Origin of the sequence: Sulfuracidifex metallicus DSM 6482 = JCM 9184 (assembly GCA_032834875.1) — an archaeon.
GTDB lineage: Archaea > Thermoproteota > Thermoprotei_A > Sulfolobales > Sulfolobaceae > Sulfuracidifex > Sulfuracidifex metallicus.
Genome location: CP135238.1, coordinates 1,453,145 through 1,467,375, shown reverse-complemented (window position 1 = coordinate 1,467,375; position 14,231 = coordinate 1,453,145). Strand labels below are relative to the sequence as shown.

The following is a 14,231-nucleotide window of genomic DNA, read 5'->3' as shown; positions in this document are numbered from 1 at the left end:
ACGTTTAAAAAACTATGTAAAGCCTCCATTATTTTACTATAAGAACTGGTACCTTAGACATTTCCACTACGTTAAATGAGACACTTCCTAATACTGCACGTTTAAGTTTACTGAGACCTCTGTTTCCAGTTACTATCAAATCACCTCCCCTCTTTTCTGCTATATCTATTAAGGTTGATGCTGGATCGCCCTCAGTCACTATTCCCTCGGCTTCTAATCCTTCCTTCTTAGCTTCCTCCACTGCAGAATTTACGTCATTTAATGCCTTCTCCTTCATAGCCTTTATGCTGTCGTTTAATGGTAAGGTAGAAGAGTCGTAAGCAAAACATACGTTTACTACACTGACTATCAGCAATTTACCCGATGTGAGCTTTGCGAGTGTTTTACCGACACCTAGGGCTTTCTTTGCTTGTTCCGAACCATCGTAACCTACGACTATAGTTTTAAACATAATAGAAAGAATCGCTTTGCCAACTAAAATATTTTATAAGTTAAAAGATTCCTTAATTTTACTATAAAAATATAATGATAATAATAATTTTCTAGTTTAAGAAATTTTTAGGGTAAGAAGAACATGTTTATTAAGGTCGGAAATACGACTTCAACACATGAAAACTAAGGTTGCTGATCTTCCTTTGCTTGGAGATAGATACACAATGACGACGGACAAGGACGGATTGAAACTGATAAACAGCTCAGGAGAGAGCGTAAATTTATCTCTCTTAGATTTAGGAAACGAGATCAGCGATGAAATTACTAAAAACAAAGGAATATATTACAAGTTAATACCTCTTTCAATGTATCCTGACATAATAACATTTAAACTAATAGATACTGTAATAAAAATAGGGGGTTTAGCCGACGATTTATTGGAAGCCTCATGTAAGAAAGGAGAAACTTATTGTAAGTATGCATTATCTAAAATAAAAGAGGAAAATTTGCCTTTATTTAAATTAAGTACAGATACATTGAATAAAATAAAAAAGATTGACAAATCTTCGCTCTTCTTGTATGAAGACGTTAGGGGTCTTTATACGGTAGATAAGGAAATAGCATTCGAAAAGATAACCAGCAAAAAGATCCTTTCCTTGGAAGATCTATACATACTAAGAGAGATGGGAAAAATAAAGTACATACTTAAAAGGAGTGTAGTGCATGTAGATAGTAACTTCCCAGCAGACTTCATAATCCTTCTAAGCTCTTTGACCACAAAACGAAAGGAACTCTTGGAAGTAATTAAAGAATTGACTCCGCTTAAGGTATCAGAGTGTAGCTTTAGAACGCCGGAGATGACCGACTTTCTAAGGATTTACTCCGCAGAATTTGATGAGTTTTTGAATAAGAATAGTATATTATTTATTTCGGATATAAATACAGCAATAACCAGAAACGGTACAAAAGTTAATATAGATCTCACAGAATTTTTTAAGGAAAATAAAATAACTGTTATGAAGCAATCGGCTTAATATACATTGAATTTTTATTAACTAAAAGATTTATCATTTATGAATAATAAAATAAAAATTTTATAGTATTCATAAAAAAGTGCACGGCAAACAACCTTAGGTATATTCATATTTAGTTATCACTGTCCAAGACATTAGTTTGTCATAAAATATTTTTGTTTATTAATTATAACTTTAATGTTAAAAACACTAATTCCATCGTTACCAATCAGTTTACTCAAGACATAGAATAGTATAAATATTAAAGAAAATTTTTAAGAATGCGTGAGTTATGTAATTATTAGGTGAAAAGTTGGAGATGGTTAAGATCTACAAAACGCTAGACCTCACTGGCACATCTTGTGCAGGACCTATAGGCGAACTTTTAGGAGTTATGGATGAAATTAAGGAAGGAGAAGCTGTAGAGGCTATAGTTGGAGATGCTGAAACTGCAAAACAAGTAAGGGAGTGGGTAAAAGCGACGGGCTTCAAAATGATTGATGATAGAGAAAAGGAGGGAAAATACTGGTTTGTTATCGGAAGGTGAAAAATATGAAAAGGATAGTTGTTGCAGGAGGAGGAATTGCTGGTACAATAGTCGCAAACAGAATAGCTCAGAAGTTAAGTGAAGAGTTAAACAGGAGAGAAGCTGAAATCGAGGTTTTAACAGAGAGCGAGGAGCACATCTATCTACCAGGTCAGCTTTTGCTTTCTTTTGGAATTGAAGATCCGTCTTCCCTGGTGAAGAAGGAGAAGTACTTGCTAGACTCCAGAATAAAGTTGCACACAGGCATCTCAGGCAAGATGAAGAAGATAGACGTAGCAAATCATGAGGTTATTACCGAAGATGGAAAAATACATAGATATGATAACTTAATTATCGCTACTGGAGTGGAGTATGCTTGGGACGAAATAAAGGGATACAAAGAGGGCTCATTTACGCCATTTGAAATGGATTCTGCAATGAAACTGAGAGAGAGGCTCGCTGATTTCTCTGGCGGAACCGTTGTAATTAACGTTTCTAAATTGCCACATAGATGTCCGGTAGCTCCTCTTGAGGTTACTATGTTACTTGAGGATATGGCTAAGAAAAGAGGAATTAGGGAAAAGACCAAGATAATTTATACGTTCCCAGTAGGAAATCCCTCGGGAAGAGTCTTTGGAATAGACACAACAAACAAGGTAATATCCAAGATGTTTGAAGAGAGAGGAATAGAAGTAATATCTCCTTTTAATGTATCGTCAGTAGACCCTGATAAGAAGGTCATAGAATCATCGGAAGGAGAAAAAATCAATTATGATTTGTTAATTTCAGTTCCTCCCAACGTAGGTTCCAGAATTATTCAGGACTCCGAAATAGGTGACAGAAGAAGATGGGTTCCCACTGACAAATTCACACTTAACATGAAGGGGCACTCTGACGTTTATGTAATAGGCGACGCCACGGATCTACCTATATCTAAGGCCGGCTCGACCGCAGACTTCGAGTCTTACGTCATAGCAAATAATGTTGCAAATGACATAAAGGGCAATTTAGGAAGGAAGTCGTTCGATGGATCAGTTCTTTGTTACATAGCTACTGGAATGGACACTGCAACGTACATAAGGTTCAACTATAATAGACCTCCAGTCCCTCCTCCACCTTCATACGTACATTGGTGGGGGAAGTTAATGTATAATAAGATGTATTGGACGGTAACTGCTAAGGCGATAGTATGACAGAGTCTCAGATTTTAAAAAATAAGGATACTGAAGTTTTGGACAGTCTATCGACCGCTTTGGACTTCTTAAAAGACATTATGACTGACGATGTGGCAGAGAACATTGCATCGTCATTAGCAGGAATCATGACAATAGGAAAAGAGTTATCAGACGACAAAATAAACTCTGAAATAATTTCCATTTTAAGAAAGAGTAATGAAATCTCAGATATTCTCAGTTTCTATTCAGAGCTAAGGGAAGAGGGAATTCTAGAGATATTAAAAGGATTCATGTATGGAGCAAAGAGCTTGAAAGATATGTTAAACGATGAGGCAATAGAGAAGCTTGGAAACTACATTTCCATAACCCTAGAATCATTGCCTAAAATAGATCAGTTTCTTTCCATGACCTTCGACGAAGTTCCAATGGCTTTTATGAAGGCGTTAAATAGTGAAAAACTAAAGGAAGAAATTAAGGGGAAAGAGAGGGTAACAAACAAGGATTTAATAGCTATGTTTAATGATCCAGCTACAAAGAAAGGCCTACTGATATTCCTATTAGCGATGAGGGAAATGGGAAAAAGTATATAATTTAGATAGAAATATTTTAAATCTAACGCAAAGGAAGTTTCGTAAATACTAAAAAAAGTACATGACCACGATGAAAAAATCATAAATTTTTTATTGAGGAATATTAAAAATTTTTAAACTTACATGAGTTCTCTCTAATATGAAAGCTGTTCTTGCATATGATGGCTCAGAACATTCAAAGAAAGCACTAGCCACATTATTAACTATGCTAAAAAAGACTGATGAATTACACATAGTCACAGTAATAAAGGAAGCTCCAAGATCTCCAGAACAAGTTATAATAGAAAGCGAAGAGAAGGCTAAACAGATCTTAGAATCGATAAAAGAAAACGTAGGCGATTTCCCTGTGTTCACGAAGGTGCTTGAAAGCAACGATGTGGTGGGATCAATAGTAGAATATTGTAAGCAAATAAATTGTAACTTAATAGTTACTGGAAGCAGAGGATTATCTGGAATTAAAAAAGCTATACTTGGAAGTGTATCCTCAGAAATAGTAAGCAAATCCGACGTATCTGTGCTAGTAGTGAAATAGGCAACCGATATCGGAATCGAAAACTATAAAGTTCTTTACGGTTTTTTATACATATGGACGAGCAATCTATCATAGTTGAAGACCTAGTGAAAAAGTATGGAGATTTCATTGCTTTGGATCATATATCATTTGACGTAAAGAGCGGAGAGGTTTTCGGACTTCTTGGACCTAACGGTGCTGGAAAAACCACAACAATTAAGATACTCACGGGTTTAACTCAGCCAACTTCAGGAAAGGCAATAGTATCTGGGCTGGACGTAACCCAGAACCCTAACGAGGTTAAGAGGAGAATAGGTTGGATTTCAGCTGATGTAATAGTAGATGACGACCTCTCGGCATGGGAAAATCTGGAACTTCAAGGAAAACTGGAAGGAATAAAGGACTGGAAGGATAGAGCCAAGCAACTTTTAGAATATTTTGGAATATTTGAATTTAAAGACAAACAATTAGGAAAATTTTCAACAGGAATGAGAAAGAAAGTAGAGATTTCTATGGCTCTCCTTAACTCGCCCGATGTAGTCTTCATGGATGAACCTACCATAGGTCTTGACGTATCAACAAGAAAGGCATTATGGGACATTATCAAAAAGATAAACAGAGATTTCGGGGTCACGGTTCTACTCACTACTCATTACATGGAAGAAGCTGACATGTTATGCGAAAGAATAGCTATAATTAACAAGGGAAAAATTACAGCAGTTGGATCACCAGAAGACTTAAAGTCAAGATATGGAGGTGACGTGATAGAAATACAATTTTATGGTAATTTTGATCCTAAAGTTTTTGAAAAGTACGGGGCCGCAACCATAAAGGAAAACGTAATCAAAATCAAGGTGAATAACGCGGAAAGTATTCTCGTAGATATGCTAAAGGACCTATCGCAAGTTAAAGTGAAGTCACTGAAAATCGAAAAGGCTTCGCTTGATACCGCGTTCCTTAACTTAACCGGAAATACAATAGAGGAAGAAGATTTCGATGCAAGGAAATTCTATACCGTGCTGAGGAGGTCGAGAAAATGATGGATAGAGTAATTGCTCTGTATAAAAGAGAACTGAAGAGAACTTTCAGAAGTAGGTTCATGTGGCTCACAATCTTAATACAACCATTAATGTGGTTGATATTCTTTGGAAGCAGCTTTTCAGGAGCTCCTACTCAATTTCTGCAATCGTTTTTCCACACTAAGGATTACATAGCCTTCATACTTCCAGGGGAACTTTCAATAAGTATGGTTACAGTAGGAATGTTTAGTTCCATGAGTCTAGTTCAGGACAAAAGGTTCGGGTATTTGAGAAGAGTCTTAGTTACCCCTACTAGGAAGTCTGCTATTTTTCTTGCAAAGGTCATGGGTGGAATGACCAGAGGTTTGCTACAGATTCCTGTAATGCTACTAGCTAGCTTGGCACTTGGAGTTTCCTTCAATTTAAGCGTAATAGCATTGATCGAATGGATAATCGGAATGGTATTCTTAGGTATAGGTTTTTCCTCAATGTATTCTATAATAACAATAAACTCAAGTGATTGGCAAGCACCTGGTGTGATATCTAATCTAATAAACTTCCCATTAATGTTCTCAAGCACAGCTCTGTTCCCGAGAGCATTCTTCCCTTCATGGCTTAAAATAATAAGTGATGGTAATCCTATTACATACGCTGCTGAAGTGGGAAGGGATGCCCTAGTATACGGAGATCCACCAACAATAGATTACATGTTATTTCTAGTAGCCTTCGGAACTGTATTCCTTATCCTTGGAATAATAGTATCAGATAAATACTTAAAGGCAGAATAAGACGATTTTTTAGATGATTAAAGGGTCAGTGCTGAGCTGTGAAGAGATGTTTTTATAATGAGTTTACCTTTCATATATATTGATTATTGAGTTTTCATGGCATATTTAAGGAAAAAATCTCTAACCTCAATAGATGTAGGCCTCCTGCTAGGGTCTGGATATGTCATTCTTTTTAGAAATTCTATGATCTGAGGCTCTACTATTCCATTAAGTGATGAGTATTTCCTTGTAGCGTATAGAGAACTTGGAATTGCATTTATGTCTAAAGTTTTTTCGAATTTAATCATTGCGCTAATCATCTCGCTTGAATTTAAAGATTCCCCGGTAAGTAACCTGAAGGCTGTAGCTCCTAGAGCGTATATGTCTGCACTTCTCTTAGCTCCTCCTGTTTTTAGAGAAGCTACCTGCTCTAATGGCGCATAATATGGCGTATAACTATTTGGTTTACTTCCTTCTCTAACTGCAGAGCCTAGATCAGATAACTTAGGTTTAACAAGATTATCCTTAAGTTTATTGAATGCATCTAAACCGTAGGGAGGAAGCTTCTCAGTAAAGAGTATATTTTGTGGCTTTACGTCGCAGTGAACGTAACCTTCAGAATGTACTATGTTTAAAGCTTCAGCTATTCTAGAAGTAATAATATACACAATTTTCTTCCAGTAATCTGACGTAATGAGATTACTTATTTTCCTTAAGTCGTCTGATGATCCTCCTTCCATCAATTCCATTACAATTGTTGGTGGTCTCTTCAGATAAACCTCTGCATTGCCTGCTCTTATTGCGTCAACGTCAGTCTTATCAGCATAAACAGCGTACAATTTAACAATGTAGTTTGACATCTCGGATAGCTCGCTAAGCTTAGCAGACTCCCCTAATATTTCCATTACATTGGAAATAGAAGAAAGGAGTGGAACTTTTAATGCGTAATAATTCCCAGCCTTATACGCCTTGAGTATGTAACCAGTTCCGCCCTGTCCTATCACGTCAATTACTTTGTATCCATTTATTTCTTCACCCTTCCACATAGATGGATCCCAGCTTGACAAGCTGATGTTTTTGAAGGATGAAGATGAGCCCAATTCTACACAAGCTTGATTAAATCCTTTATTACAAGATATCTTTAAGTAATTTATGTACTTTTCTTTATTACCAATATCATTGAACTCTCTAGCTAAATAGAAAATCCATTCTGGAGGAACGTTAGCTTGCGAAATGAATGATTCTAAATCTTTACACTTCCCTTTCCTTATCATTAGCTTGGCTATTTCCTGAAATCCATTCTGATCCAACGTAGAAAGCTCACACTTAAGGAATGGAACTAGGCTACAATTGGAATTTATAGCTAAGTTTATCATTTCTTTATCCTCAAGTATAAATTTCAGATCTTCACACCTACCCTTCATAATAAGTTCACATACATACTTAGATAATTCCAGCTTACTAATTTTATCTTTATTTTTGTAAACTAATTGTATACTCTTTTTAAACTGACCTTCTCTAAGGTCTGAAAGGGCTTTCTCGATAACGCTCTTCTTCTTCCTTGAAGGCACTAGTGATAAAGCAGTTATAACTATACCTCCCCCAATGAAAGGAAGGTCAACAGAGAAGGGTGAGATCTGAACGCCGTAAAGCAAAAGCGGTATTCCAAGCACCATCAGTGGACTCCATAATTTGAGTCGTCCTCTGCTCGTCATAATAACAGATAATATAACTATTCCTAAACCTATTAATCCTAGGATAGAATAAGTAATAAAATAATAATAAATAAAATATATAGAGAGAAAGAAATCTAGGACAAGAAAAAGCGGAGCTAATTTAGCTCTGGAGAAACCAGTCTGAAATAGCACTATTCCTAAAGATAACGCCAATAATTTATATAGTAAAACAGTAGGGTAGAAGAAAAAATAAAGAACTGAAAGCACTGCAAAGGGATAAAGAATGCTCTTAATCCAATCAACCTTATCTCCGTAACTATGTGTTAGCATTACGGTTGAAACAAAAAGAAGGAATAATGATATTATCAAAGAGTAATTATAAATTGTATTTAAATTAGTTAATGGTTCACCATACATGAGGCTCATTATTGCAACGTAAATTGAGACGGCAAGAGTAATAACACCCAGTATAACTGAAAGTAGCAGCTTACTTTTCATATTAAAATTTAGATAGGAACGTTATTTAAGACTGTTCGTTTTAATAACTACTCCCTTATCCATATCATTTTTGAAAAAATTTATAAAAAGCATAATTAACTGTTATATACAACAATGGGTAAGCAAATACTGATCAATCTTAAATGTTCTCATTATATATAACAATTTATGGAACATAGAAAACTAGTTGTGTTGTTTCTATTGCTCTTATTGATCGCCCCTTTTGCCTTAAACATTGTAGCTATGCAATCTACTCACGATGTAAATGCTCAGAATTTACTCATCAATAAATTAAACTTACAAAAACCTAGTTATTATTATGTTAAAATTCAGAATCTGTCAAACTACAGTTTTCTTCTGACAGAGATATCAAATTATTCGCACTTCACTGAAAAAGTTATATTTAGCGGTAGTAATAATGGAATGGCGACCTATACGTCGTTTTTGAACGTAACTCCTTTGAACGACGGAGGGTTTTACATCAATACAAACATACCTAATGTATTTGAGCTTATATATAAATTAAATTCAAGATCATATATAATATGGAGCGGAAATTTGACCAATTCGCTCAAACTCGACTTTAATCTGCCTATGAGTGGAACGCTACAAATTACGTACTTTACCCCTGAAGGAGCTTATCATACGTCTCTTAACTTGTCTAACGGTTATGTCTTTGAGAAAATTTCATTATTAGATTATAAACCAAAATTTATAGTAGAGTCTAATGTAGAAAAAGTTCCACCTAATATTATAATTTCAATTTCTAAATATATTTCAACAATAAACTTAAATGAAAGTAATTATACCATAAGACTAATCCCTTCTGTTCTGGAAATAAACAAAGGATTTGCGACAGCAATGGTAGGCTATAACAATAAAGCATGTGTAATTGAAATGATGGGAATTGACGGTAAGCCCACGTTATTTGCAACACTATTTATGATTAATGGAACTACGGCGTTAAAAGATACAGGGAATAACGAAACATTAGCCGAAGGAATCTTGATATACAACTTTACTATAAACGGACAGAAATCCTATGGAGTAGCCACTAACTTAGGATTAGATTCCACAGTTCCTCTAAATTCTAGCATAATATTAGGCAATTCTGTAATAATAAAAATAAATGGTACAAATCTATTACTTTATCCTAATGGAACTTTGGTGAAGGAAAACATTTTTCAATTAAGAGGAAGTTACTCTTTTGTGTTAAATAACTACGGCTTTTTCAGCGTAAAAGAATACGTTATCAATCAAACTGGAATTGCATATACAAAAGATAACGTGAACTTGTATTACCAAAATATGACACCAATCAGAGACATATTCCACATAAACAATTCTACATACGTCTATGTATACAAGGGAGAAACACTGGTAAGTATTTCCTCCATTCATCCTTTGGTAAACTTCCTTATAAGGAACGTGCTATTCATGATAATATCAGTCATACTATCATTATTAATATTATTAGCTGGCATTTTATTTTCTAGATCTTAGAATTACTACCGATAACGGTAGTATGTAGGAATTTAATTAGTAGCAAGCGATTTTTTATCCTTATAAATAACCCGATAAAGTATGGTAGATTACTTAATATCCACATTACTGTCCTTTCTGATTGGTACAGGACACGGATTAGAACCAGATCACGTAAGTACTGCAAGACTTTACAAGAAGGATTATAAGAAGGTAATAAAATTCGCAGTATCTCATTCTGCAGGCTATATATTAATAGCAATACCCATAATTTATTTAGCTAGCTTCTTCGAGGAAGAGATACTCATAATTTCATATATTACAGGTATATTTTTCGGAGTCTTACTTATGATCGAGACGGTAACAGGTAAAGAGTTTGATATCGATCCAAGGTTCGCCGGTGTCCTTCAAGGAAGTGTAGTTCTTACGCCATCAAAAATATTAACCATTGTCCTGGCTTTTGCCTCACCCTTTCCGTATAACGTCGGAATACTTTTAGCATTCGCTATTGGATCTACCTTGTCTATTATGACCTTGTCGTTGCTTACAGTGATACCTACTAAATATTCCTTTTGGTTTAACATCGTCGTATCGCTTATAACAATAACATATATCATGTTTCAATTAATTACCTCTATTTAGAGAACATTTTCATACAACCAATATAAATAAGAGTTGCATTAATTATGTCTTAATGGTCAACTGCAACGTCTTCATCAGTAGGCTTTTAGAGCCTTCTTCGAAAACTTTGCTCGATAACAATAGATTATTAGACGAGTTTGTGAGAATGGCTATGCCATGTTCCCTTTACAACGGAAAAACTAACGATAAGAATTCGGAAATCTTAAGACTGGCTGAAGAATTCTCAGCTAAGTTGATCCATATGATAGAAGGAGCTTATGGCACATTAGCCATTTATGACGGTATATTAGTTATATTTAAAAATAATAAAAATAATCAAAAAGAGAGCTTTTCGTACTATGTTTTCAAGAACTTGCTTTACGGTATTTAGAACCTTAGAAATGAAGATGTTAGCAATTGTAAAATAAAAAGAAAGTATTTTAAGATTAAAAGAAAAACTCTGTCTATGATCTTGTCATTAACGTTACTAGTAACTATAGTTATGACCATAATTGGGATAATAATGCTTTTCCTTGGTTTAGCTTACATTATACTAGACTTCTTAGATGCGCCAGGATTTAATGGAGTTAAGTCAATAGGTTTCATGTTGGCAATTTTGGGCTTAATCCTAACTCTACTTGTATTTTTTGTAATAAGATAATTCTCTAGATAAGAAATTAGCTATAATAATCAAGACTTTTCTATATAATCAGAAATTTTTACTTCGTTTCTGGTCTCCTCTCCTGTTATAAACCTCTTTACATTATCTATGGCTATTGACATCGCATTAACCATTACTTCATTATTCCCATATGCGCCTGCTGTATGGAAAGTTGCAAAGAAATTGTTAAGCTTCCAAAGTTTAGATGTAAAGAAGTTCTCCTTTCCTTCCGCATCTTTCCAGAATACATCTGTTGCAAACCTTACGTCATTTCTTTCTGATAGAAGCTTAAACATTCCGTCCTCGTCCACAGTCTCTCCTCTACCAACGTTAACTATAATGCAATTCTTCTTGACGCCTGAAAGTAGATCGTAGTTCAGTATTCCCTTTGTCTTAAGGTTGAGAGGTAAGGTGTCAACAATTATGTCAGCTTCTCTTACATACTCCTTTGCCTTTGTAATTTCATCTGTTTTATCGAAGACTGTTATATCCTTGAAGGATCTGGAAATACCTACGTTAAAGGTTTTAAATGACCTTCCTAGCCTAGCCACCTCAGTACCTATTCCACCTCCTCCAACTACAAGAAGCGTCCTCCCGTAAATTTGATACGCAGTGAGTCGTTCTTTAATGTTTACACCCTTAGCTGCTGCCAATATTAGCCCCCATGCATGTTCGGCAACGGGCAAGGCATAGGCTCCTGCATTTGAAAATATCTTAACATGAGGGGGAATTAGTTTAAACTCTAGATTATCAACACCAGCAGAAAATGTTTGAATCATTTTTAAATTTTTACATTTCTCTATAACTAAATTTATCCGAGAAGGCCAACCAATGAGAACGTCAGCATCCTCCAGATCCTTGCTCGTGGGATCGTCTATAATTAATATGGTCTTCAACTTCTCGGGTAACTTTTCGGTAGAAACTACTTTCATAATCTAAGTAGGTATCATTATGGGTATTAAATGGCTCGTTAACACGAAAAAGGCTGAATCACGAAATTATTTTTAACTTATAAATATCTTCTCTTTATCTTACGGAAATCAAGGTTCTATTTACAGACTTGATGGAAGTCCTCTGCAACTTGAACACCAGCAAGAGAAACGCTATTGTTGTTACTAAAACAACGACAGTTGAAGATAACTTTTCGTCTCCAGTAATAGATATTATTTCAGGGAAAAGAAGACCTCCGAATGAAGCAAGATTCATGCTTGGTCCGATTTTCCAAGGTTCTACATTAATCATCCTGGAAATGATTGGCAACAACGAGTTAAGACCTAGTCCAAACATAGTGAATATTGAAAGCAAGGCTAAATTTAGTGTACTGAAACCTAGGACAGCAGTGCTGACTATAATCAGGGCAACTACTGTTATGGCTAGTGTTAATCTCTTCACCATAGGAAGGAAAAGATATGCAAAAATCGAAAGCGAATAGCCTACTATAGTTTCAAGAAAAGCCTCTGAACCTAACATGGATGGAACTAACTGCATAACGTAGGCCGGAACGAATCCCAAAAAGAATACCGAAAATGCCCTCCAAGAGAAAGAAATTTTACCTACCTTACTTACTGAATATCTTTCAGTTCTTAATAATAATAGAGATAGTGTTACTAAGCCTGGTATAAACATATAACTTCCAAAAGACTCAAATAAAATTACTGAAATTATCCAACCAAATGCCCATCCTGCCATGGTAAGACCTACAATTTTCTTGTCCTCGGTTAAACTTGCTAGCTCAATCGATGCAGAAGTTGAAATGCCGAAGAGGACACCTAAAATAAACCTGGTTGCGACCAAAAACGAGTAGTTTAGAATAAACGTGTCAATTACGGAAATTAATGACATATAAATTAACGACAGGATCATGGATCTCTCTACGCCTATTACGAAAGTTAAACGGGAATAGACGAAAGGAGTTACCATCCTTCCTATGAATGGAATGCCTATGAGAATCACGGAAATCCACGTAGGAAACTTAGCTGCTTCCATATAGAAGATGTAGCCTAACAAAAAGAACGATGATAAGGAATATGATAATATGGGCAGAAAGCCTCTAACAGCAACGTTATGCTTGTACATTTTTGTCAGTTGTTCATAGATTCGAAACTATATTTAAGTTTAAGTGAAGATAGATTAAAGTTTACTAATATTACTTATATCTTAGTAAAAGTTACAACATGAATCAGATAATCAAAAATAACTAAAAAGAGAGAAACTTTATCATAAAAATACTGATATATATAGATTCTTTAAATAAAATGATGACCTTTGCCTTGAGCTTGAACTCTGCCTAATTTAACGCTAAAAGATAACATTGTGTATATGCCACTGTTTCTAACTTTGGTAAAGGAATCAAGAAATTCATTTTCGTTTGCAACATCAAAAACAGCTTTACTAAGTTGTATTATTTGAGGTATTTCCTGTCCTATTGGAAGAAAAGCTATTTCTATTCCCTGAAGTAAGATATTTTTTTGAATTTCTAAAAGGAAATCGGCCACTTCCTCAGGTTTCATAGAAGATAGTTTTTGATAATGTTCTTGAGCTATCTGAATTCCCATTATAATAATATAAAAATTACTTTCTTTTTTCAATTTTACTATATCTACTACTGGACCTCCTTGGGGAGGAGAAACTGAAATATGAAAGAATTCCTGAACTTGAGATGGCCTAAAAGTCTTCATATTCAGAGACTTAAATAGCTCCTCAACTTTTTCGTCGTCCATAAACAGAAAATGAATGAAAAAAAGATTTAATTTTTAACTTATAGTGAAGGTGGACTTTGCAGCTTCCTTCATTGGAAGAGCTGGAGTTAGCAAGTAGATTGTGTAATGACCTGGAGATAACATAACAGGGAGCTTCAATAGGAAGACTGCGTCAGTACCTAGGCATAGGTAAAGTCCGCTATAATCGTTATATCCTACCGCTTTATCTAGGTCGTACTGAGCTTTAGTTAAATTAACTACAGATGAAGCTATGCCAGTAGTGTTAAGGGTAAGCTTCATTGTAGAATTCTCTATTATTATCTCAGTTATTGAGGCAGGATACGCATCAGGTCCATTTACGTCGGTTATATTAAGGGAAATGTAAGTATGGCCATCCTTATTAAAGGCGTCCACTGGAGCACAAAATTCAATCTTGGGTTTCTTGGAATCATTGAATAGCGGACCGTAGACGTTCCCATAAGCTATTTGACCTATAGCTAAAATAGCTACAACTACTATAATTGTAAACAGTATTGCACCGGCTTCAAATGCTTTCATTTT

General features: G+C 35.1%; 17 protein-coding genes. 11 read left to right on the top strand and 6 right to left on the bottom strand.

What is annotated here, in order from left to right; translation table 11 throughout:
• Nucleotides 1–28: 28 nt before the first annotated feature.
• Nucleotides 29–451, bottom strand: coding sequence for a universal stress protein (locus tag RQ359_RS08080; protein WP_054838378.1), 423 nt, complete (start codon nt 449–451; stop codon nt 29–31).
• Between the two features lie 157 nt (nt 452–608).
• On the opposite strand from RQ359_RS08080, the gene RQ359_RS08075 reads away from it, so the two are divergent.
• From RQ359_RS08075 to RQ359_RS08045, 7 genes are all read left to right on the top strand, one after another.
• Complete coding sequence (locus RQ359_RS08075) at nt 609–1,466, top strand: hypothetical protein (protein ID WP_156016957.1); 858 nt, start codon at nt 609–611, stop codon at nt 1,464–1,466.
• 298 nt (nt 1,467–1,764) lie between these two features.
• The gene (locus RQ359_RS08070) at nt 1,765–1,992 is read left to right on the top strand and encodes a sulfurtransferase TusA family protein (protein WP_054838419.1); all 228 of its coding nucleotides are present in this window, start codon (nt 1,765–1,767) and stop codon (nt 1,990–1,992) included.
• Between the two features lie 5 nt (nt 1,993–1,997).
• Nucleotides 1,998–3,164: an NAD(P)/FAD-dependent oxidoreductase gene (locus RQ359_RS08065; RefSeq protein ID WP_054838420.1), complete on the top strand. Its 1,167-nt coding sequence runs from the start codon at nt 1,998–2,000 to the stop codon at nt 3,162–3,164.
• Nucleotides 3,161–3,736: a helical membrane plugin domain-containing protein gene (locus tag RQ359_RS08060; protein WP_054838380.1), complete on the top strand. Its 576-nt coding sequence runs from the start codon at nt 3,161–3,163 to the stop codon at nt 3,734–3,736. Before RQ359_RS08065 ends, RQ359_RS08060 begins: the two co-directional genes overlap by 4 nt.
• Nucleotides 3,737–3,875: 139 nt before the next feature.
• Nucleotides 3,876–4,268, top strand: a complete 393-nt coding sequence (locus RQ359_RS08055) for a universal stress protein (protein WP_156016958.1) — start codon at nt 3,876–3,878, stop codon at nt 4,266–4,268.
• 53 nt (nt 4,269–4,321) lie between these two features.
• The gene (locus tag RQ359_RS08050; RefSeq protein ID WP_156016960.1) at nt 4,322–5,287 is read left to right on the top strand and encodes an ATP-binding cassette domain-containing protein; all 966 of its coding nucleotides are present in this window, start codon (nt 4,322–4,324) and stop codon (nt 5,285–5,287) included.
• Nucleotides 5,284–6,054 (top strand): ABC transporter permease, encoded by a 771-nt coding sequence (locus RQ359_RS08045; protein ID WP_156016962.1) that lies wholly within the window; start codon nt 5,284–5,286, stop codon nt 6,052–6,054. Before RQ359_RS08050 ends, RQ359_RS08045 begins: the two co-directional genes overlap by 4 nt.
• Nucleotides 6,055–6,137: 83 nt before the next feature.
• On the opposite strand, the gene RQ359_RS08040 is transcribed toward RQ359_RS08045, so the two are convergent.
• Nucleotides 6,138–8,207, bottom strand: coding sequence for a serine/threonine-protein kinase (locus tag RQ359_RS08040; protein ID WP_156016965.1), 2,070 nt, complete (start codon nt 8,205–8,207; stop codon nt 6,138–6,140).
• 168 nt (nt 8,208–8,375) lie between these two features.
• On the opposite strand from RQ359_RS08040, the gene RQ359_RS08035 reads away from it, so the two are divergent.
• The 4 genes from RQ359_RS08035 (at nt 8,376) to RQ359_RS08020 (ending at nt 10,971) form a co-directional block, all read left to right on the top strand.
• Entirely contained in the window at nt 8,376–9,710 is a 1,335-nt protein-coding gene (locus tag RQ359_RS08035) for a hypothetical protein (protein WP_156016966.1), read from the top strand.
• Nucleotides 9,711–9,791: 81 nt separating this feature from the next.
• Nucleotides 9,792–10,331: a hypothetical protein gene (locus RQ359_RS08030; RefSeq protein WP_054838385.1), complete on the top strand. Its 540-nt coding sequence runs from the start codon at nt 9,792–9,794 to the stop codon at nt 10,329–10,331.
• 52 nt (nt 10,332–10,383) lie between these two features.
• On the top strand, nt 10,384–10,701 hold the full coding sequence (locus RQ359_RS08025; protein WP_054838386.1) for a hypothetical protein: 318 nt from the start codon (nt 10,384–10,386) through the stop codon (nt 10,699–10,701).
• Between the two features lie 81 nt (nt 10,702–10,782).
• Nucleotides 10,783–10,971: a hypothetical protein gene (locus RQ359_RS08020; protein WP_156016968.1), complete on the top strand. Its 189-nt coding sequence runs from the start codon at nt 10,783–10,785 to the stop codon at nt 10,969–10,971.
• Nucleotides 10,972–11,000: 29 nt separating this feature from the next.
• Here RQ359_RS08020 and RQ359_RS08015 read toward each other — a convergent pair whose 3' ends face one another.
• From RQ359_RS08015 to RQ359_RS08000, 4 genes are all read right to left on the bottom strand, one after another.
• A complete protein-coding gene (locus RQ359_RS08015) occupies nt 11,001–11,903 on the bottom strand; it encodes an NAD(P)-dependent oxidoreductase (protein WP_156016970.1) in 903 nt (300 codons plus the stop codon).
• 94 nt (nt 11,904–11,997) lie between these two features.
• Entirely contained in the window at nt 11,998–13,047 is a 1,050-nt protein-coding gene (locus tag RQ359_RS08010) for a transporter (RefSeq protein ID WP_156016972.1), read from the bottom strand.
• Nucleotides 13,048–13,217: 170 nt separating this feature from the next.
• Nucleotides 13,218–13,691 (bottom strand): DUF2299 family protein, encoded by a 474-nt coding sequence (locus tag RQ359_RS08005; protein WP_156016974.1) that lies wholly within the window; start codon nt 13,689–13,691, stop codon nt 13,218–13,220.
• Nucleotides 13,692–13,724: 33 nt separating this feature from the next.
• The gene (locus RQ359_RS08000; protein WP_162308991.1) at nt 13,725–14,228 is read right to left on the bottom strand and encodes a TQO small subunit DoxA domain-containing protein; all 504 of its coding nucleotides are present in this window, start codon (nt 14,226–14,228) and stop codon (nt 13,725–13,727) included.
• Nucleotides 14,229–14,231 lie beyond the last annotated feature (3 nt).

Excerpts from the sequence above, each read along its gene's own strand:
- RQ359_RS08080 (WP_054838378.1), bottom strand. The coding sequence starts at position 451 with ATGTTTAAAACTATAGTCGTAGGTTACGATGGTTCGGAACAAGCAAAG.
- RQ359_RS08075 (WP_156016957.1), top strand. The coding sequence starts at position 609 with ATGAAAACTAAGGTTGCTGATCTTCCTTTGCTTGGAGATAGATACACA.
- RQ359_RS08070 (WP_054838419.1), top strand. The coding sequence starts at position 1,765 with ATGGTTAAGATCTACAAAACGCTAGACCTCACTGGCACATCTTGTGCA.
- RQ359_RS08065 (WP_054838420.1), top strand. The coding sequence starts at position 1,998 with ATGAAAAGGATAGTTGTTGCAGGAGGAGGAATTGCTGGTACAATAGTC.
- RQ359_RS08060 (WP_054838380.1), top strand. The coding sequence starts at position 3,161 with ATGACAGAGTCTCAGATTTTAAAAAATAAGGATACTGAAGTTTTGGAC.
- RQ359_RS08055 (WP_156016958.1), top strand. The coding sequence starts at position 3,876 with ATGAAAGCTGTTCTTGCATATGATGGCTCAGAACATTCAAAGAAAGCA.
- RQ359_RS08050 (WP_156016960.1), top strand. The coding sequence starts at position 4,322 with ATGGACGAGCAATCTATCATAGTTGAAGACCTAGTGAAAAAGTATGGA.
- RQ359_RS08045 (WP_156016962.1), top strand. The coding sequence starts at position 5,284 with ATGATGGATAGAGTAATTGCTCTGTATAAAAGAGAACTGAAGAGAACT.
- RQ359_RS08040 (WP_156016965.1), bottom strand. The coding sequence starts at position 8,207 with ATGAAAAGTAAGCTGCTACTTTCAGTTATACTGGGTGTTATTACTCTT.
- RQ359_RS08035 (WP_156016966.1), top strand. The coding sequence starts at position 8,376 with ATGGAACATAGAAAACTAGTTGTGTTGTTTCTATTGCTCTTATTGATC.
- RQ359_RS08030 (WP_054838385.1), top strand. The coding sequence starts at position 9,792 with ATGGTAGATTACTTAATATCCACATTACTGTCCTTTCTGATTGGTACA.
- RQ359_RS08025 (WP_054838386.1), top strand. The coding sequence starts at position 10,384 with ATGGTCAACTGCAACGTCTTCATCAGTAGGCTTTTAGAGCCTTCTTCG.
- RQ359_RS08015 (WP_156016970.1), bottom strand. The coding sequence starts at position 11,903 with ATGAAAGTAGTTTCTACCGAAAAGTTACCCGAGAAGTTGAAGACCATA.
- RQ359_RS08010 (WP_156016972.1), bottom strand. The coding sequence starts at position 13,047 with ATGTACAAGCATAACGTTGCTGTTAGAGGCTTTCTGCCCATATTATCA.
- RQ359_RS08005 (WP_156016974.1), bottom strand. The coding sequence starts at position 13,691 with ATGGACGACGAAAAAGTTGAGGAGCTATTTAAGTCTCTGAATATGAAG.
- RQ359_RS08000 (WP_162308991.1), bottom strand. The coding sequence starts at position 14,228 with ATGAAAGCATTTGAAGCCGGTGCAATACTGTTTACAATTATAGTAGTT.